General features: G+C 49.1%; 16 protein-coding genes and 1 pseudogene. 7 read left to right on the top strand and 10 right to left on the bottom strand.

The window, feature by feature from the left end; genetic code table 11:
- Positions 1-11: 11 nt before the first annotated feature.
- The gene (gene lplT, locus AC0IXI_RS04280; protein WP_413499304.1) at positions 12-1,208 is read right to left on the bottom strand and encodes a lysophospholipid transporter LplT; all 1,197 of its coding nucleotides are present in this window, start codon (positions 1,206-1,208) and stop codon (positions 12-14) included.
- Positions 1,201-3,360: a bifunctional acyl-ACP--phospholipid O-acyltransferase/long-chain-fatty-acid--ACP ligase gene (gene aas / locus AC0IXI_RS04275; RefSeq protein WP_413499305.1), complete on the bottom strand. Its 2,160-nt coding sequence runs from the start codon at positions 3,358-3,360 to the stop codon at positions 1,201-1,203. Before aas ends, lplT begins: the two co-directional genes overlap by 8 nt.
- Before the next feature lie 687 nt (positions 3,361-4,047).
- Between aas and galR the strand changes: the two genes are divergently transcribed.
- Positions 4,048-5,055 carry an HTH-type transcriptional regulator GalR gene (gene galR, locus AC0IXI_RS04270; RefSeq protein ID WP_413499306.1) on the top strand — a complete coding sequence of 336 codons (1,008 nt, stop codon included), beginning with the start codon at positions 4,048-4,050 and terminating at the stop codon, positions 5,053-5,055.
- A 3-nt stretch (positions 5,056-5,058) separates the two neighbouring features.
- On the opposite strand, the gene AC0IXI_RS04265 is transcribed toward galR, so the two are convergent.
- The 4 genes and pseudogenes from AC0IXI_RS04265 to AC0IXI_RS04250 all read right to left on the bottom strand — a co-directional run bounded on the left by AC0IXI_RS04265 (position 5,059) and on the right by AC0IXI_RS04250 (position 9,139).
- The gene (locus AC0IXI_RS04265; RefSeq protein WP_413499307.1) at positions 5,059-5,508 is read right to left on the bottom strand and encodes a GNAT family N-acetyltransferase; all 450 of its coding nucleotides are present in this window, start codon (positions 5,506-5,508) and stop codon (positions 5,059-5,061) included.
- Complete coding sequence (locus AC0IXI_RS04260) at positions 5,505-6,278, bottom strand: GntR family transcriptional regulator (protein ID WP_134184500.1); 774 nt, start codon at positions 6,276-6,278, stop codon at positions 5,505-5,507. The genes AC0IXI_RS04265 and AC0IXI_RS04260 overlap by 4 nt, the downstream gene beginning before the upstream one ends.
- Positions 6,279-6,367: 89 nt before the next feature.
- Complete coding sequence (locus AC0IXI_RS04255) at positions 6,368-7,795, bottom strand: glycoside hydrolase family 1 protein (protein ID WP_422569063.1); 1,428 nt, start codon at positions 7,793-7,795, stop codon at positions 6,368-6,370.
- Between the two features lie 7 nt (positions 7,796-7,802).
- A pseudogene (locus tag AC0IXI_RS04250) lies at positions 7,803-9,139 on the bottom strand (PTS sugar transporter subunit IIC).
- 315 nt (positions 9,140-9,454) lie between these two features.
- Between AC0IXI_RS04250 and AC0IXI_RS04245 the strand changes: the two are divergent.
- Positions 9,455-10,483, top strand: a complete 1,029-nt coding sequence (locus AC0IXI_RS04245; protein ID WP_134184506.1) for a LacI family DNA-binding transcriptional regulator — start codon at positions 9,455-9,457, stop codon at positions 10,481-10,483.
- Here the strand turns inward: AC0IXI_RS04245 and lysA are convergent.
- The gene (gene lysA / locus AC0IXI_RS04240; RefSeq protein ID WP_134184508.1) at positions 10,456-11,715 is read right to left on the bottom strand and encodes a diaminopimelate decarboxylase; all 1,260 of its coding nucleotides are present in this window, start codon (positions 11,713-11,715) and stop codon (positions 10,456-10,458) included. The two genes, AC0IXI_RS04245 and lysA, sit on opposite strands and share 28 nt — an antisense overlap.
- Before the next feature lie 112 nt (positions 11,716-11,827).
- Between lysA and AC0IXI_RS04235 the strand changes: the two genes are divergently transcribed.
- A complete protein-coding gene (locus AC0IXI_RS04235; protein WP_471681971.1) occupies positions 11,828-12,751 on the top strand; it encodes a LysR family transcriptional regulator in 924 nt (307 codons plus the stop codon).
- 1 nt (position 12,752) lies between these two features.
- Here AC0IXI_RS04235 and AC0IXI_RS04230 read toward each other — a convergent pair whose 3' ends face one another.
- Both AC0IXI_RS04230 and AC0IXI_RS04225 read right to left on the bottom strand, forming a co-directional pair.
- Positions 12,753-13,919 (bottom strand): MFS transporter, encoded by a 1,167-nt coding sequence (locus AC0IXI_RS04230; protein WP_064513478.1) that lies wholly within the window; start codon positions 13,917-13,919, stop codon positions 12,753-12,755.
- A gap of 206 nt (positions 13,920-14,125) precedes the next feature.
- Positions 14,126-14,821, bottom strand: a complete 696-nt coding sequence (locus AC0IXI_RS04225; protein ID WP_471681970.1) for an aspartate/glutamate racemase — start codon at positions 14,819-14,821, stop codon at positions 14,126-14,128.
- A 164-nt stretch (positions 14,822-14,985) separates the two neighbouring features.
- On the opposite strand from AC0IXI_RS04225, the gene AC0IXI_RS04220 reads away from it, so the two are divergent.
- Positions 14,986-15,309: a cupin domain-containing protein gene (locus AC0IXI_RS04220; protein WP_064513482.1), complete on the top strand. Its 324-nt coding sequence runs from the start codon at positions 14,986-14,988 to the stop codon at positions 15,307-15,309.
- Between the two features lie 59 nt (positions 15,310-15,368).
- On the opposite strand, the gene wzz(fepE) is transcribed toward AC0IXI_RS04220, so the two are convergent.
- Complete coding sequence (wzz(fepE), locus tag AC0IXI_RS04215; RefSeq protein WP_134184514.1) at positions 15,369-16,478, bottom strand: LPS O-antigen length regulator Wzz(fepE); 1,110 nt, start codon at positions 16,476-16,478, stop codon at positions 15,369-15,371.
- Between the two features lie 688 nt (positions 16,479-17,166).
- Between wzz(fepE) and AC0IXI_RS04210 the strand changes: the two genes are divergently transcribed.
- Genes AC0IXI_RS04210 through AC0IXI_RS04200 form a run of 3 tightly spaced genes read left to right on the top strand, consistent with a single transcriptional unit; the run spans position 17,167 to position 20,105 of the window.
- Positions 17,167-18,057, top strand: coding sequence for a carbohydrate ABC transporter permease (locus tag AC0IXI_RS04210; RefSeq protein ID WP_064513485.1), 891 nt, complete (start codon positions 17,167-17,169; stop codon positions 18,055-18,057).
- The gene (locus AC0IXI_RS04205; protein ID WP_064513487.1) at positions 18,050-18,964 is read left to right on the top strand and encodes a carbohydrate ABC transporter permease; all 915 of its coding nucleotides are present in this window, start codon (positions 18,050-18,052) and stop codon (positions 18,962-18,964) included. The genes AC0IXI_RS04210 and AC0IXI_RS04205 overlap by 8 nt, the downstream gene beginning before the upstream one ends.
- 13 nt (positions 18,965-18,977) lie before the next feature.
- On the top strand, positions 18,978-20,105 hold the full coding sequence (locus AC0IXI_RS04200; RefSeq protein WP_134184516.1) for an ABC transporter ATP-binding protein: 1,128 nt from the start codon (positions 18,978-18,980) through the stop codon (positions 20,103-20,105).
- The last annotated feature ends 9 nt before the right edge of the window (positions 20,106-20,114 follow it).

The following is a 20,114-nucleotide window of genomic DNA, read 5'->3' as shown; positions in this document are numbered from 1 at the left end:
GAGGAGAAAATCTATTTCTGACGCATCTGCCAAACCCATAATCCAGCAATAGCCAGCGCAAACACTGCGCCAAAACCAATGCCTATGCCGACTATCGATGCGCCAGTTTTAACCGCCAGCGAATACAACCCGAGCATCAGTAACATCGCGGTATTTTCACCGAGGTTCTGCACTGCAATAGCATTCCCCGCACCAACCGAATGTTTCCCTCGTTCCTGAAGCAATGCGTTCAGCGGCACAACAAAGAAACCACCCATAATACCAATCAGCACCAGCAGCATATAAGACGGCAGCAATGCGGTTTGCATGGCGAAGAACAGTACGCCAACGCCAATCAAAATACCGGCAGGCATACAACGCGCTACAGTTTTAAGCGTCACCAGTTTCGCCGCCGCACCGGCCCCCACGACAATCCCCACCGCCACCATCGCATTCAGATACGTTGGCGTCGCGTTATCGGTAATACCCAGCGCCACTGGTACCCACAACACCAGTAAGAAGCGCAGTGTTACACCTGCACCCCAGAACAAACTGGTGCCAACTAGTGAGAAACGAGTTTCACCATTGTGCCAAAGTGAGCGACACGCCGTGAAGAAACTGCGCGTCATCGGTGTAAAGCGCCATGACTGCCCAGGACGCGCAGGAGCAAGTTTGGGGATGAATAGGTTGGCAACAACCGCGCCCGCGTACACCAGTACGCACACGCTAAGTGCCGCCACGATATGCCAGTCGGCCAGCACACCGCCAGCCATTGAACCTAGCAAGATTGCGGCAATGGTCGAAGATTCCATCAGGCCATTAGCCTTCACCAGACGATCGCCGGTGGTTAGTTCACCGAGAATGCCATATTTAGCTGGTGAATAAGCAGCCGCCCCCACGCCCACCAGCGTATAGCCGACAAACGGGTTGAAGCCAAAGCAGATAATCGCCGCACCCATCAGCTTGAGACTGTTGGCGAACATCATCACCCGCCCTTTGGCAAAGCTATCAGCTATCTGGCCGACAAACGGAGCAAACAGAATGTACGCACCGACAAACACCATCTGCAAAACAGGCTGGCTCCAGTCGGGGTAAAACTGTTGTTTCAGCACCGCAAGCGTGGCAAACAGCAGTGCGTTATCACCAAACGCCGATAGAAACTGCGCGCCGGTAACTGCCATCATACCTCTGGACCAGATTGAGGTATCGTTCACGGCATTATCATGCATTCTGTGTCTCCGGCTGGTCTACCAGCGCTTTCAGGCTTACGTAATCGGGTTTACCGCTACCTAACACAGGCAACTGTTTCAGGAAGCGAATATCGCGCGGAATAGCCAGCTCTGGCACACCATTAGCGCGAGCATATTGCAGCAGTTTTTCGCGGTTAAGTTCGTTATCAGTGGTGAACATCACCAGTGCCTCACCCTTTGCTGCATCCATTTTGATAACGGTTGCATGCATTTTTTCTGGGGAAACGCCGAGTGCCAGTTGCTCCACCATTTCCAGCGAAACCATTTCACCGGCAATTTTTGCAAAGCGTTTTGCTCGTCCCTGAATCACACAAAAACCGTTTTCATCAAATTTGACGATATCACCCGTGTCGTACCAACCAGGTTCAACTTCACCCAGTGCGTTTTCAGCACTCGGTGCTTCCAGCACGCCAGGATTTTCCACACGCAGATAACCTTTCATGATGTTCGGCCCTTTCAGTTGCAGCCGACCACCATCTTCGATACCAGGAACCGCCATCAGACGGGCATCCATCGCCGGGAGAATTCGCCCCACAGTCCCGACTTTCGCCGCCATTGGAACGTTGATGGAAACCACTGGTGCGCACTCAGTTACGCCGTAGCCTTCAAGAATGCGCAGGCCGAATTTGTCCTGCCAGATTTGTTTGGTGCTTTCCTGAAGTTTTTCCGCCCCCGCCACGACATATCGCAGACGGTAGAAATCATATGGATTAGCAAAACGAGCATAGTTGCCAAGAAACGTAGAAGTGCCAAACAGCACGGTACAGTTACGGTCATATACCAGTTCCGGCACAATGCGGTAGTGCAGCGGGCTTGGGTAAAGAAATACTTCCGCGCCGGTGAGTAGCGGTGTGAACAAACCTACCGTCAGACCAAAAGAGTGGAATAGCGGCAGCGCTGACATAAAGCGGTCATTGGCGGTGAAATCGGCAATAGTGCGAATTTGCTCAACGTTTGCCAGCAAACTTTTGTGGCTATGCACGACACCTTTTGGGTTCCCTTCGGAGCCGGAAGTGAACAGCACCATCGCAGCATCTTCTGGCTGCTGTTTAACTTGTGCTAGATGCGGCACGAATAAATGGCCGAATATCCATAGCTTATCGCTAAGCGTCACATCAGCTTTTAAATCTTCCAGGAACACCCAACGCACCTGCGTGAGCTGCTCTGGAAGGTGCCATAACTTGCCTTTGTCGAGGAACTGGCGCGAAGTGAAAATCGTTTTGAGCTGTGCTGCCGTAATCGCGCTGGTCAACCCTTTCACGCCTGCTGTGTAGTTCATCATGGCAGGAATCCGGCCGCGCGATGAAGCACCAAAAATCACAGCTGCGGTTATTGCCGCATTCGGCAACATCAGCCCGATGGTTTCGCCCGGCGCACTGTATTTATTCAGGATGCGTCCAACAAACAGCGTTTTGGTCAGCAGGCTACGATAAGTATCAGGTTTGAAATTAATGTCTTCGATACAGTTTTTACGGTCACCATAGCGGTACTGCGCGGAAAGCAGCGCCTCGTACAATGTTTCCCGAGGGCGCACTGCCATACGCGCTTCCATCATAATTTGATGAAGCATCTCACCAGCCATTTTGCGGCGGTCGCGGGCACGCGGCGCATCAGGCATCGCAACTGAAGTAGGTGGCAGAATGTGCAGATTAATGCGCGGGAATAAGCGGCGTTTGACCAACCCTTTCAGGCGGCTGAAAAATGTCAGTTCAGCACCGTCAATGCGAATAGGGATAACAGTCGCATTAGATTTAGCGGCAACAAACCCTGCGCCCTCATAAATTTTCATCAATGAGCCACTCACCGTGATGCGCCCTTCCGGGAAGATGACAACCGGCCTGCCCTGCTCAATCAGGCGAACCAGATGCTTAATCGACATCGGTTTTGTTGGGTCAAGCGGCACAAAATCAATTAGCGATTTTAACCAACGCATATACCACTGCTGGCTAATCGATGAGTACACAGCAAAAACCGGGCGCCCCGGTAAAAACAACGCCAGTAAAATTCCGTCAATAAAAGAGACGTGATTGGGGACAATCAGAACGCGTGATTGGGAAAGAAGTTGTTGATCGCCATGAAGTCGCACCCTGAACAGAATACGAAAAAGCGTACGGAAAAAACCAAATAGCATAGCAACTCCCTTTGTCATTAATGAACCGCAGGCAATTAAGTGTAGCGGCAGATTACATGACTAACTGCATAGGAGCGAGAGTCGGAACGTGTGTAGAGTCTGAAAAAAAGGCAAAAAAACCTGCGCATCTGCGCAGGTTGGTGCAAAAGAATTGTACTTAACAACGTAACTAGAATTCTCACCAATCAATACCTCTGGGATCTGAATTGTGGCTCAGTCCAGTCAGTGTCACCAGCGAGAAAAAGCAAGAGAATTAGCGGAAAGTGCAACCAGGTGTTTAAAACATCGCGTCTTGTTACAGGCAGGCAAATTTTGGGCAAAAAAACCTGCGCATCCGCGCAGGTTGGTGTAAATCATGTGATCAGCATTAGATGCTGACATCACCTATCAATACCTCTGGGACTTCAAATGTAGCAGTGGCTGAATACTTTTCGCCATGGCGAAATAGCAACAGCACGCTGCAAACTGTAAGCAAAGATTTAGTCTGAAATCATTAAAAATCCAGAACATGCCTCTGTCTGCCGCTGCGCTTGAATTCCCGTGTTCGCTAAGTGTAACGATTACACTAAAAACGCCCCCATTTTGCATAGGTTTGCGACGAGGAATACAGTTGCGACCTTGAAGTGACGCGTCTTTTCCGTAACACTTAAAGTTGTGTAAGCGTTTACCCACCAAGGAATATTTACGATGGCGACAATAAAGGATGTAGCAAGACTGGCAGGCGTTTCTGTCGCCACTGTGTCTCGTGTCATTAATGATTCACCAAAAGCCAGCGATGCATCACGGCAGGCAGTCACCTGCGCGATGGAAGAGCTAAATTATCACCCTAACGCCAATGCCCGTGCGCTGGCACAGCAAACTACTGAAACTATTGGCCTTATCGTTGGTGATGTGTCCGACCCTTTCTTTGGCGCAATGGTAAAAGCAGTCGAACAAGTTGCTTACCGCACCGGTAATTTTTTGTTGATCGGCAACGGTTATCACAACGAACAAAAAGAGCGCCAGGCCATTGAACAACTCATTCGCCATCGTTGTGCGGCATTAGTGGTTCACGCGAAGATGATTCCTGATAGTGAATTGATTTCACTAATGAAGCAGATGCCTGGGATGGTGGTAATTAACCGCATCTTGCCAGGTTTTGAGCAGCGTTGTGTGGCGCTGGACGATCGCTATGGCGCGTGGCTCGCGACACGACATCTGATTCAGCAAGGCCATACCAAAATTGGTTATCTGTGTTCCAACCACCAGATTTCCGATGCTGATGACCGGCTCCAGGGTTACTACGATGCGCTAACGGAGCACGGCTTGACGGTGAATGATCGCTTAGTGACTTACGGAGAGCCGGATGAAAGTGGCGGTGAACAGGCCATGACCGAATTATTAGGCCGTGGGAAACATTTCAGTGCCGTCGCCTGTTATAACGATTCTATGGCCGCAGGTGCGATGGGCGTTCTAAACGACAACGGGATTGATGTACCAAAAGAGATTTCGTTGATTGGTTTCGATGATGTGCTGATCTCGCGCTATGTGCGTCCACGTCTGACGACAGTGCGTTATCCGATAATCACTATGGCAGCACAAGCTGCGGAACTGGCACTGGCGCTGGCTGAAAAACGTGAATTACCGGAAATCACTCATATGTTTAGCCCAACACTTGTACGCCGTCATTCAGTCATTGCGTATTCAGGCGAATGATTTTCAGAGAGTGAATTGGTACAGATGGACGGGCGTATTTGGGTAGTCCAGGCCATCGCCAATGAACTGCCAGCCAAAGCGTTCGTAATAGCCTTTACAGGCTGAGTAGAGATAAAGTTGCGGGTAACCTAACTCACGGGCATGTTCGATAACGTGTTGTTGCAGTTTTGCCCCTAAGCCATGTCCGCGCTGGTTTTCATCAATGTAAAGTGCAGCCAGCCATGGATAAAGATCCTGGCGGCTAATCAGGTCGCAGCGCCATAATCCCACAGTGCCAACCAGTTTCTCACCTTCTACGGCAACAAACGTCAGCGGCATTTCACCTTCCCGCTGGCTGGTCGTGATAATCGAGGCGAAAAAGTCCCGGCTATCGGGAGTGCCAAACGCCTGCCACAGCCAGTCGGTGACTTGCTGTTCATGTTGCGGCACGACGTAAAGTGGCACAATTTTCACATCAGTTTTCCCTGGAAGATAGGAACGGACTCGAACAAATAACCATCAAAATCGGGGGCGTCAGAATCAGACTGTTCAAGCAGACTGTTTTTCACGTTCTCAAGATGCTGCCACATTGCCTGCCAAGACCCCATCACGTCCCGGCGGCGAAGTGCGGCCAGAATAGTTTGTAAGTCACCAAGCCATTTCAAGCGATAACTGCGGGAATCGATATGCGCGCGTAGTTGCTGCCACATTGGGCTGCTGTCCATATGACGCCAGATACTTTCAACCGTCGCCAGTAGCATCTGGTTTTGCGAAGCGCCTGCCAACACCAGATGAAACATTTTGCAGTTGTCCTGGCCCAGGTCATTAATCGCAATGGCACGCTGCTCTTGTTCAAGAATACGCTTGAGATTGTCGATATCAGCTTTAGTTGCCATTTTGGCGGCGAACGCCGCGATATTGCTTTCCAGCAACTGGCGGGCCTGGAGCATTTCAAATGGGCCAATATCGCTACTGAAAAAGGCTTCTTCTTCCGCTTCGTTTTCTGCAGGAACACGGGTGACATACACTCCCGATCCCTGTCGAATATCGACCGTACCTTGCAGTTCAAGCATGAGCAGCGCTTCACGGACGATGGTGCGGCTAACTCCGTAAGTCTCAGCAATATTTCGTTCCGGCGGTAAACGCGAGCCGACCGGATACAATCCCTGTATTATTTGCGCGCGCAGATCCTCACCAATTTCCTGGTATTGTTTTTTTTCTGGCGAAAGTACGAGCTTATCCACAATGTTACCTATGTATTTGCTAAAAAAGCGGCATAGTGTCCTGCCGCTGATTAATACCCATTAGCTTATCAAACTATTCATCTGAAATATTATTTCCATTCATCATCAAGGTTGAGCTGTAACGTTCGAGATTCGCTGACTGACCGATACCAATGAGCTGATTTTTTTGCGCGCCGCTCACGGTTGTTTTGCAGATTAATTTCAATCAAACCGTAACGGTTTTTGAATGCATTCATTGGCGAAACATTATCTGTGAATGCCCACAGCATATAACCCTGGCAATTTGCCCCATCTTCACGGGCGCGCAGCGTCTGGTACAAGTGTTCACTGATAAACGCAATCCGATAATCATCTTCAATCACACCGTCGGCGTTGCGGAACTGCGCTTCATTTTCTGTACCCATTCCGCTTTCTGCGACAAACCACGGAATATTGTGATATTCGGTTTTAATGCGCATCGCCATGTCATAAACAATGCGTGGGTAAATTTCCCAGCCACGCGATTTATTCATCCGCCGCCCCGGCAACTCAAACGGCTCATAATAACAAGCCGGATGGAATGGCGTCTCCGGGTTCCAGGCTCTCGATGGTGCTTTTACCCGATGTGGGTAGTACAAGTTAATCCCCAATTCATCAACGGTATTTTCGCGGATGATCGCGAGTTCTTGTTCTGTGTAATCCCATTGCACATTGTGTTTTTCAAGCAGCTCAATCAACTGCTGTGGATATTCACCATTCACCAGAGGGTCGAGGAATACGCGGTTGTAGAACAGATCGTAAATTTGCGCGGCTTGCTGATCATGGGCGGCACTGGAACGTGCGTAAGTGACTTCGGGATTAAGAATGCACCCCACGGTGCCGCTATATCCTTTCTCGCGGAACAATTTCACAACTTTTGCTGTGGCGAGGTTTTTATGGTGATTCCACTGCATCCATTTATGAGTGTTCTGCTCATATGGCCAGCGCAATGCATCAAGATAAACACGAGTTTGCACCACAATCGGCTCATTAAAGGTGAACCAGCGATTCACCTTGTGGGCATAACGGGCAAAAACTTTCTCCGCGTATAACACATACAAATCGACGACTTTCTTCGATGCCCACCCACCGTAAGTTTCAAACAATGTGGCAGGCAGTTCGTAGTGTTCGAGACAGATCATCGGCTCAATGCCGGTGCGGCGCATTTCGTCGATCAGATTGTCGTAGTACTGCGCATACTCTTCATCAACAACGCCATTTTCATAATCAGTGAAAAAGCGTGACCAGTTGATGGAGGTGCGGTAATGCGTCAACCCCGCCTGTTTCATCAACGCCACATCTTCGCGATAACGATTAATAAAATCCGTGGCGACCGCCGGACCATAGCCTTCATGCCAGACATGCCTGTCGTTTTTATACCAGGCATCCAGCCACGAATCCTGCCCCTCTTTCTTGCCGCTCCAGCCTTCGGTTTGCCAGGCCGATGCCGCAGCGCCAAGGATGAAATCTTCTGGGATGGTGATTTTTACGTTGCTCATACCTTCCTCACGCGTTATTGGCAATTTGTTGCTGTTCGGCCAGCAGTTGCGCCTGTTCGGCACGGCGAGAAGCAATTTTCACAAATGGCAGGTAAATCAGAATGGAAACCAGAATGCAGCCCAATTGCGTGACCACCGCGCCCATAGAACCCGCGGTCGAAAGCCAGGCGTTGATCAGCGGCGGCGTGGTCCACGGCACCATCACAACGGCTTTACCGGCAAAGCCCATGGCGGTTGCGAAGTAACCGATAGTGCCGGTAACCAGTGGCGTAATGATGAAGGGAATGGCCAAAATAGGATTAAGCATAATCGGCATACCAAAAATCACTGGCTCGTTAATATTGAAGATACCAGGGCCAAAAGAGAGTTTGGCTATCTCTTTCATTTCTTTTCTTTTTGTCGCAATCATCACCGCAATCAGCAGGCCGATGGTTAAGCCAGAACCACCAATGCTCATATACACATCCCAGAAAGGCATTGTGATGATATTAGGAATCTCTTTACCCTGCTCAAACGCACTCATGTTGACGGTAATCGCCCCCAGCAGTAGTGGCTCGCGGATAGGCTTAATCATCTGGTTACCGTGAATTCCGATAACCCAGAAAAGCTGCGCCACAAACATCAACAGCAAAATCCCCGGCAGGCTTTGCACCACTTTTTCCAGCGGCTGTTGCACCACCTGATAGACCGCGTCATACAAATACATGCCGGTAGTTTGATGGAAGATAAAACCAAAGGTCGCTATAGCGGTAACGGTAATGATCGACGGGATGAGTGCTGAGAAAGAGGCCGAAACGTTTGGTGGAACGGTGTCAGGCATTTTGATCTTCAGCCCTTCCCTTTTTCTAGCCAGCAGTAAATTTCAACCGACAAAATGGCGATAAACATGCCAAGGAACAGGCTGCGGGTATCAGAAAACTGGCGTGCCAGAATGTCTTTCACCATGTGCATCTGCCCGTCGACCATCATCTCGATGGTGGTCGGCGTAACACAGATAAAGCAGATCACCGCCAGCAAGCCCGGGAACAGACTTTTAATACCGTTGATCCGGCCCAATTCGATACCAATCAGGAACACCGCACCAATGTTCAAAAAGTTAAGCGTGGCGTAGTTTATCGCCGCGGTAATCGGCTTTAGTTGTGCGAGAAACGACAGCGCGGAAAAACTGGCTAGACCGTTTTTGGGATCCAGCACCATGTTCGATATTAGTACTGAGAATGCCCCGACGATGATCACTGGCATCAGGGTAATAAAGGAAGATTTGATCGCCATAATATAGCGGTAGCTATTGAATTTAGTGGCAAAACTTCCCAGAGAGTCGATTAACTTTTCCTGCAAAGCCATAGGGTATACCTCTGTGTTGTCGTTTTTTATTATGTAGGATGATGTTTAACGAACTTTTGGTATACCAAAAATAGAACCAACTTCTTAACATTTCCGTGATAAATGTCCCACATTGTTATATTGGAATTCCAATGCCAACCAATTTAATTAATTTGGTATACCAAATTAATATAAACATTCTGAATCATTCAAAAGCGTGATCGGGTACGACAAATGACATAGCGAAGCCGCAAGCACGATGTTTCATAAGCACAGCATGTTAAACTAGCGAAATCATGCGACCACGCAGCTAGCGTCTTAATCAGGAATGAATTGATGGTAACAATGCTGGATGTCGCGCTACGCGCTGGTGTTTCTAAAGCAACGGTATCACGCGTGCTCAACGGGATTGGGCAAGTCAAAGAGAGCACCCGTGAACAGGTGTTTAACGCCATGGAAGAATTGGGCTACCGGCCTAACTTTTTGGCGCGATCCCTTGCCAATCGCAGCAGTAATAGCGTGGGTCTGGTGGTGTCTACTTTTGATGGCTTCTACTTTGGACGCCTGCTCCAGCAAGCCTCACGCCAGACTGAAGCCTGGGGTAAACAGCTGATTGTCACTGATGGGCACGACACGCCACAAAAGGAGCTGGAAGCCGTTCAAATGCTGGTGGACAGGCATTGCGACGCTATTGTGCTGTACACCCGGTTTATGAATGAACGTACATTACTTTCACTCATCAATAGCATCAAAGTGCCACTGGTCGTAATTAACCGTGATGTAAGCCAGGCTCGCGATCGCTGCGTGTTCTTCGAGCAACAAGATGCTGCATTTCAGGCGACCGAATATCTCGTTCAGCAAGGCCATCGCGACATTGCATGCATTACGGTGCCAATTTCCACACCAACTGGCCAGGCGCGCCTGATGGGTTATCGAAAAGCGCTACAAAAGCATGGTATTGCCTTTAGTGAAGAGCGGGTCAAATATGGTGATTCAAGCATGGAACTCGGCCATAAACTGTGTCAGGAATTGCTTGAAAGTCGCGTACCATTTACCGCACTGTTTGCCTGCAACGATGATATGGCATTGGGTGCTTCGAAAGCTTTGCATCAGGCAGGCGTGCGCATTCCACAGGATATTTCGTTGTTTGGTTTCGATGATGCACCGAGCGCTCAGTGGCTGGAACCTGCACTATCCAGTGTCTATTTGCCTATCGATAGCATGATAACCACGGCTATCGATCAAGTCATAAAACTGGCAAACGGCGAGTTACTTGAAGCAATCCCACCGTTTGTTGGCAAGCTGGTATTACGTGATTCAGTCGGCCCGGGCCCGTATTACATTTCCAGTGCCAGCAATTCCTGAATAGTCTGGCGGCGGCGAATCAGTCGCGCCGCGCCATTATCAAATAACACTTCAGGCAACAATGGGCGGCTGTTGTAATTGGATGACATCGATGCGCCATACGCCCCGGTATCGTGCAGTACCAGATAATCCCCCACCTGCACTGGCGGCAGTGCACGCGTTTCCACTTTACCGCCTTCCTGCTGGGTAAATACATCCCCCGATTCACATAATGGCCCGGCGACGACAGTTTCGACTAACGGGAGCTGAGTCAGCTCACGTCCATCACCCGCTAAAGCAGAAATATGGTGGTAGCTGCCGTACATCGACGGGCGCATGAGATCGTTAAACCCGGCATCAATCAGCACAAAGTGGCGTGAGCCCATGTTTTTAACCGAACGCACCTGAGCCACCAGCACACCTGACTCTGCTACCAGGAAACGGCCAGGTTCAATTTCAAGTTTCACCGGGTGTCCCAGACGCTGAGCAATTTTTTCACGTGCAGCATTCCACAGTCCGTAATAGTGATTGGTGTCGATAGTCTCTTCACCTTCACGATACGGAATAGACAAGCCACCACCTGCGGAAATCGCTTCCAGATCCTGACCAAAATCAATCACCTGCTGCACCATCGCACCACAAACACGCTCAAGGTGACCGTAATCCACACCAGAACCAATATGCATATGGATGCCGACCAAATGCAGTTTGTAGCGCTGAATAACTTCCAGTGCCTGCGGTAAATCTGCGTGCCAGATACCGTGTTTGCTGTTTTCGCCACCGGTATTGGTTTTCTGGCTGTGGCCATGGCCGAAGCCTGGGTTGACACGCAACCAGACGCGATGACCTGGAGAAACCTCGCCAAGCTGTTGCAGCATATCCACGGAACCCGCGTTCACAGGAATCTGTTGTTCGGCGACCAGTTGTAACGTCGGCTGGTCAATCATATCGGCGGTGAATACGATGTCGTCGTGATTTTCCAATGGCTTGTAACCTGCAGCCAGCGCACGCTCAATTTCACCCTGCGAAACGGAATCGACCTTCACGCCCTGCTCACGCATCAGACGCAAAATATGAATATTGGAGCACGCTTTTTGCGCGAAGCGAATCACATCAAACTGACGCAGTTGAGCAATCTGCTGGCGAATAATTTCAGCATCGTAAACCCAGACTGGACAGCCAAATTCGGCAGGCAATGCCAGCAGGTTTTGCGCATTCAAAGCAGTGTCGGTGTTATTCAGTGGGCGTGGCATGGTTGGCTCCGGCAACAATTCGTTTTTTGTATTACGCCACAGAGTGAAATGAAGAAAAAATATCGCTTTATCCCGAGTCTATGCAAAACTGATATAGATTAAGGAGACCATCATGCCCTCAATAACTCTGCGTCATATTGAAATTTTCCACGCGGTAATGACCGCCGGTAACCTCACCGAAGCCGCAGGGTTACTGCATACCTCGCAGCCTACCGTTAGCCGCGAACTGGCAAGACTTGAGAAGTTGATTGGTCTGCAATTGTTCGAACGTAGCCGCGGGCGTTTGCACCCGACAGTTCAAGGTTTACGATTATTCGAGGAAGTACAGCGATCCTGGTACGGGCTGGACAGAATTCTGAGTGCCGCTGAGAGCCTACGTGAATTCCGCCAGGGCGAGCTCTCCATAGCCTGTCTGCCGGTGTTTTCACAATCATTCTTACCGATGTTGGTTCAACCTTTTTTGGCACGCTACCCGGAATTAAGTCTGAATATTGTGCCGCAGGAATCACCGCTGTTAGAGGAGTGGCTATCAGCCCAGCGCCATGATTTAGGGTTAACCGAAAACACCACAACGCCTGCCGGAACGGAGCGCCAGACGTTACTGACGCTCAATGAAGTGTGCGTGTTACCCGCAGGGCATCGCCTCGCCGATAAAAAAGTGCTCTCACCGCAAGATTTCGCCGGAGAGAATTACATTAGCCTGTCGCGTACCGACAGTTATCGCCAGTTGTTGGATTCACTTTTTCAGGAGCACGACGTTAAGCGACGAATGGTGATGGAAACGCACAGTGCAGCCTCCGTTTGCGCGATGGTACGTGCGGGGGCGGGTGTATCGGTGGTCAATCCGTTGACCGCTCTGGATTATGCTTCAAGTGGCGTGGTTGCCCGCCGATTTAGCGTGGCGGTGCCGTTTACGGTGAGCCTGATTCGCCCACTTCACCGCCCTGCTTCTGCGCTAGTCACGGCTTTCAGCGAACACCTGCAAAATAGTATGCAGATTTACATCAAGCCGCTAAATCAACTGCTCGATGCCTGAATTACTGCTCGGTCACCGGCTGATGGTGACCCGTTCCGCTGCTAAAGTTAATCAGGCAAATGATAAGCCCGATAGCCGCAAGCCCTGCTGCCGCGACCGGAACGGCAGTCAGACCAAAACCGTGAGCAATAACTGTGCCGCCAACCCATGCACCGAGCGCATTCCCGACATTAAAGGCCGCAATATTCAGTGTCGAAACCAGGTTCGGTGCATCTTTACCGTGCAGCACAACGTTGATTTGCAGCGCGGGAACCGTTGCAAAAGCCGCCATTGCCCAAAGGAATAAGGTAATTTCCGCAAGCCACATACCGTGGCTGGTCCAGCGAAACAGCAGAGAGAAGATAGCAATCAGGCTAAAACTCAGTATCAGGCTAAAAGAAACTTTCCAATCTGCCAGACGCCCACCAAGAATATTACCGACCGTTAAACCCGCGCCAATCAAGAATAGCGTCCAGCTTACGCCCTGATGAGTGACACCAGTCACCTGTAACAACATTGGGGCAATGTAGCTAAATAAGGTGAACATAGCTGCGGCGAAAAACACCGTCATCGCAAGCGACAGCCACAGCTTACCGTTGGCCAGCGCGCTGACTTCACGTTTAAGGTCGGTCGGCGCTTCCTCTTTCTGCGATGGCAGGCTGACAATCAGCGCAATAAATGCGACCACACCGATAATTGCCACTCCCCAAAACGTCGAACGCCAACCGTACAATTGCCCAAACCAGGTGCCAATCGGTACGCCCAACACATTGGCAAGCGTCAGACCAGTAAACATAAGTGCCACCGCTGAGGCCTTACGATTGGGAGCAACCAGACTTGCGGCTACCACCGCGCCAATGCCGAAGAATGCGCCGTGGCAAAGTGCCGTAATAACGCGAGCTAACATCAGGAAATGGTAATTCAGCGCTAAGGCACACAGGATGTTACCGACAATAAAAATCACCATCAGTAGTACCAGTGAGAGTTTGCGCGGCAATCTTGCCGTGAGCAACGCCATGATAGGTGCGCCAATCGCCACACCTAGCGCATAGCCACTAATCAACCAGCCGGCTGTGGGAATAGAGATCGCCAGATCCCCTGCCACATCGGGCAACAGGCCCATAATAACGAACTCCGTCGTGCCGATGGCAAATGCACTCATCGCCAGCGCGAGTAAGGAAATAGGCATGGAATAACTCCAGGTTGCAGAAATAACAAAAGGCGGGAGAACTATGTTCGACCGCCGGATTACGAGGATGTCAGAGGTGCAGCTTGTTTGGAAAAGCGTGCGCTGCTTAACAAATTAATAACACAAAAAACGCCGGGGCGACCCGGCGTACGCTAAGGATACTCTTTTTTACCGTTTAACCATTTGAAATAATGAATAAAAAAATATTACTCGGTCAGCATGAAATTCACCGCGTCGGCCGCGTGAATCGCTGCGGTATCGAAGACCGGGAGCGGGGAATCCTGTTGGTTTAACAGCAACCCGATTTCAGTACAGCCAAAAATCACACCTTGTGCACCCTGCCCCTGTAGCTCTTCAATCACTTGCTGATAGTAGCGTTTCGATTCTTCGGTGATTTTCCCAAGGCAAAGCTCTTCGAAGATAATCTGGTTGATACGCAAACGTTGAGGCTCTTCAGGGATAAGAGATTCGATACCAAATTCAGCGCTCAGGCGGCCACGATAGAAATCTTGTTCCATGGTGTAACGCGTGCCAAGCAACGCAACACGCTGCACATTTTGCGCAGTAATCGCACGCCCGGTTGCATCAGCAATATGCAGGAACGGCAGCCCACAGCGCGATTCAATATGGTGCGCGACTTTGTGCATCGTGTTGGTGCACAACACAATACCTTCCGCTCCGGCTTTCTGTAGCCCCACCGCTGCTTGTGCCAGCATCTCGCCCGCCAGATCCCATTCGCCTTTTGACTGGCAAGCTTCAATCTCATGAAAATCAACACTATGCAGAACAATTTTCGCTGAATGTAGGCCGCCTAATTTTTCCTTAATGCCTTCATTAATTAACCGATAATAAGGAATGGTCGACTCCCAACTCATCCCGCCCAGCAAACCAATTGTTTTCATGACTTTTCACCTGTTAACTTTTATTACTTTGGTTATATCAGGGAAATTACCTGGCAGGAAAGCGTGATCTGCCTTACAAAACGCGGGGGTGAACTATCGTAAAAGGACTTTTCAAGATACGATTAATTAAATGAAACAACGTTTCACATAAAAAAGGATCGCGAATGTTCACTTTTATTAAAGATACCAAACTGGAAGATTTAGGTGCTGGCGTGAGCCGTCGTATTCTGGCGCATGACGGTAAAATGATGGGTGTGCAGGTTAACTTTGAAGCTGGCGCAATTGGCCCGATGCATAACCATCCACATGAGCAGTTGACTTACGTACTTTCTGGCGAGTTTGAATTCACTATCGGTGATGAGACTCACCGCGTTACAGCGGGTGATACGCTATATAAAGAACCGCATGTGATGCATGGCTGCGTATGCCTGAAGGCGGGTACCCTGCTGGACACCTTCACCCCAATGCGTGAAGATTTCCTGAAGTAAGGTACAAAAAAACGGCGCCTGAGAAGGCGCCGCTTATGACAAATTCTAATTTAGATGTCTCAATCAATATGCATACGAGATGTGAATGCACCACGAACTAACACCATACCCGAAGCGACAATCAAACCCACCAGTGTCGCCAACACAATAATCAGGGATTTACCTGGACCATCTTTTTTCAGTGGTAATGAAGGCTGCATCTGGAATTGGTAAGGTTTGAAATCAATTTCGCCTAGCTTTATGGCTTCTAAGGAAGTAAGAACGTGATCGCGGTTTTGCACAGAAGCATTCAACTGAGCCACATCTTTAATTGATTGCTCAATTTTTAGCTTTTCTGTAAGCCCTTTAGCGCCAAGAGCAACGGAGTAATCAGGGTCGTCTTTTACCGCCTGCCCGTTGCTATATACCGGGTCTTTCAGGCCCGCAGCATTGGCTACCTGCAACGAATATCCCAGACGCTCCAGGTTAACATTGTGCTCGTTCTCAAGCGCAGTACGGTCCAGCGCCAGTTTGTTTTTTTCAAATGCCACTTTGAGTTCGAGAGCATTTTTTACATTGGAGATAACGTCTTTGCTCACTTCAGCAGCAACAAACTCAACGTATTTCTGCAGTACCTGTTGAGCATCTTCTGCATCTGGTGCGGTAAAACTTAGTGTCCAGGAAGAATAAGGGGCATTGTCAGTTTTTTTAGAATCGATATTGTTTACTGCTTTGAATTTTTCCGAAACGTTGGATATTGCGCGATATAGCGCACTCTTATCCACCTCAGCATTTTTCACCAATGCCTGTACATAAGGAGATTTTGCCAGAAATTGCTCGCGCAGCTCTTGCGAATCAAATTTCTTCAAAAACATATTATAGAGACTACCCGCATCAATATTCGCATCCACGCCAAGCACCGTCATATCTACCAACGCACGACGCAGCCCAATTAGATTGCTTGTTTCAGGCGGGGTGATAATCGCTTCACTAGTCCATTTTTGCGGCAGTAGAAAACTGACAGCCAGTCCACATAATGCAAACAGTAGCGTAATGGTAATTATCTGTTTTTTTGCCGCGTAAAGAGCAGACATCAGGCCTAGTAAATCGATCTCTTCATGGCGAGGTGCCATAAGTGGGTATGGAGACGCGTTCTCTAATTGATTGGTTTTCATTTCTATAGAAGACATAACTAGCCGGTTTTTAAGTTATTGAGAAAAATACCCGTCTAACTTCCAGGAGCAGGAAATTAAGCAGCGCTTACGCCAAAGAATGAGAAATAGGTTGGGTTTTAAACCATAAGAAAGGCTGTATATCTTCTCCTTGTGCATGTCACTGTCGATATCAAAAACTGACTGTAAATAACATAATTACCATTTGGTAATGCACTGATAACAAACCCTTAACTCTGTAACGAAACGTAACTCTCTTTAATGAATGGTCATTATTCCTAAGAATCAACTGAAAAACAACCACCAACTATTGCAGTTTAAAAACTAAGAATTTCTCCCTTCCTTTTTTCATCCCGAGCAAAACCTCGTCCATTTCACATTATCGAAACAGTGTTTCGACTTTGATCACATTTCCATCATGAATTGAATGACTCAGTTACAAATCGTAATAGGATTAATTAAAACGCTGTTTTACTAATCGGGAACCATGGTTCGCATGTTTATGAAATCTGAATGTAAATACAGAACACGAACAAACGACATGGATTTTTAATCTTTATTTATCAATTAATTATCAGGGAATGAATATGACAGGCACGCCCACCTCTTTCCGACCCATCCGTATAGCTTCACGGGTGAGGCAATGAGTTTCGAGAACGATTTTTGCAAAACAATTTTTAAACCATTGACCACCAGGTAGGTATGTATGAATGAAAACAAAATGCTGGGATTGGCATGGATTTCGCCCTACATAATAGGGTTGTTAGTCTTTACTGCCTTCCCGTTTGTTTCATCTTTCTTCCTCAGTTTTACTGAGTACGATCTGATGAACCCGCCGGTATTCACCGGTATAGAGAACTATCGCTACATGTTGACCGAAGATTCGCTCTTCTGGAAATCCATGGGCGTCACTTTTGCGTATGTGTTTTTAACCATTCCGTTAAAACTCGCTTTCGCACTCGGTATCGCATTTGTTCTGAACTTTAAACTGCGCGGCATCGGTTTCTTCCGTACTGCGTATTACATCCCGTCAATTCTGGGTAGCTCTGTCGCCATCGCCGTTTTGTGGCGCGCACTGTTTGCCATCGACGGCCTACTGAATAGCTTTATTGGTGTGTTCGGTCTCGACCCGGTGAACTGGCTGGGTGAACCGTCTCTGGCGCTGATGTCCGTTACGCTTTTGCGTGTATGGCAGTTCGGTTCGGCGATGGTCATCTTCCTGGCCGCACTGCAAAACGTTCCGCAATCACAATATGAAGCAGCAATGATTGATGGCGCGTCTAAATGGCAGATGTTCACGAAAGTGACCGTGCCTTTGATTACGCCGGTTATCTTCTTCAACTTCATCATGCAAACCACGCAGGCGTTCCAGGAGTTTACAGCACCGTACATCATCACCGGTGGCGGCCCGACTCACTACACCTACTTGTTCTCACTGTATATCTACGACACAGCCTTCAAATACTTCGATATGGGTTATGGCGCGGCGCTGGCGTGGGTACTGTTCCTGGTCGTGGCGGTCTTTGCCTCCATCGCCTTTAAGTCATCGAAATACTGGGTGTTCTACTCCGCAGATAAGGGAGGCAAAAATGGCTGATATCCAACCAAGCCAGCTAGCGGCTAAAAATGCGACGGACCTTGCAGAAGAAGAGATCGCGCGTACGTTGCGCCGTGAAAAAATCAGCCGCACCATCCGTTATGTGGTGCTGATTATTGTCGGTCTGTTGATGCTATACCCGTTGGTGTGGATGTTCTCTGCGGCGTTTAAACCGAACCATGAGATCTTCACAACCCTCGGTTTGTGGCCGTCAAACCCAACCAGCGACGGCTTCGTTAACGGCTGGAAAACCGGTACTGAGTACACCTTTGGCCACTATATGTGGAACACAATGCAGTATGTGATTCCAAAAGTACTGCTAACCATTATCTCTTCAACGATTGTCGCTTACGGCTTTGCCCGTTTCGAAATCCCGTTCAAGAAGTTTTGGTTCGCGACGTTGATTACCACTATGTTGCTGCCAAGCACCGTACTGTTAATCCCGCAATACCTGATGTTCCGTGAAATGGGCATGTTGAATAGCTACCTGCCGCTGTGGCTGCCAATGGCATTCGCAACCCAGGGATTCTTTGTCTTCATGTTGATCCAGTTCTTGCGTGGCGTTCCACGCGATATGGAAGAAGCCGCACAGATTGATGGCTGTAACTCCTTCCAGGTGCTCTGGTATGTGGTAGTGCCGATTCTGAAACCGGCCATTATCTCTGTCGCCCTGTTCCAGTTCATGTGGTCTATGAACGACTTTATCGGGCCGCTGATTTATGTGTACAGCGTAGACAAATACCCAATTGCACTGGCGCTCAAAATGTCTATCGACGTGACTGAAGGCGCTCCATGGAACGAAATTCTGGCAATGGCGAGCATCTCCATTCTGCCATCGATCATCATCTTCTTCCTGGCTCAACGCTACTTCGTACAAGGCGTGACCAGCAGCGGAATTAAAGGTTAAGTGAGGGAATATCATGGCTGAAGTTATTTTCAACAAATTGCAAAAAGTTTACTCCAACGGCTTCCAGGCGGTTCATGGTATCGACCTGAAGATTGAAGACGGTGAGTTTATGGTTATCGTCGGCCCATCTGGCTGCGCGAAATCAACCACCCTGCGTATGCTGGCAGGTTTGGAAACGATCAGTGGCGGTGAAGTCAGAATCGGCGACCGCGTGGTGAACAACCTGGCCCCTAAATCTCGCGGTATCGCGATGGTGTTCCAGAACTATGCACTGTATCCACACATGACCGTGCGTGAAAACCTGGCCTTTGGCCTGAAACTCAGCAAGCTGCCAAAACAGCAAATCGAGTCCCAGGTGAATGAAGCGGCCAAAATTCTTGAGCTCGACGAGCTGATGGACCGCCTACCGCGCCAGTTATCAGGCGGCCAGGCACAGCGTGTGGCCGTTGGCCGTGCGATTGTGAAAAAGCCTGACGTGTTCTTGTTCGACGAACCGTTATCTAACCTTGATGCCAAGCTGCGTGCGTCGATGCGTATTCGTATCTCCGACCTGCATAAGCAACTCAAGAAAAGCGGCAAGCCTGCGACTACCGTTTACGTGACCCACGATCAGACAGAAGCGATGACCATGGGCGACCGTATCTGCGTGATGAAACTGGGTCACATCATGCAGGTGGATACGCCAGATAACCTCTATCACTTCCCGAAAAATATGTTCGTGGCAGGCTTTATCGGTGCGCCAGAAATGAACATTCGCCCGAGCAAGCTGATTGAAAAAGACGGCAGCCTGCAAATTAGCGTCGGTAATGACACCCTCGCTCTGAACGAGCGCCAGCAGAAGCGTTGTGCTGAATACAAAAATCAGGACATCTTCTTCGGCATCCGTCCTGAGTTTATTTCAATCTCTGATGAACCGTTCGCTGAGAGCCATTCAAGCGGTGAAATGGTGCGTGTAGAGAATATGGGCCACGAATTCTTCATCTACCTGAAAGTAGCTGATTTTGAAATGACCTGCCGCATCCCTTCCGATGAAGCTAAGCCAATGATTGAGAAAGGCCTTCACCGTAAGGTGTATTTCAAGTTTGACATGGAAAAATGTCATATTTTCGACGCAAAAACAGAACAAAACATCTCTCTCTGACAGGAGTCT

Source organism: Buttiauxella sp. AC038 (assembly GCF_979253565.1).
This window is presented reverse-complemented; position numbering and strand designations above follow the sequence as displayed.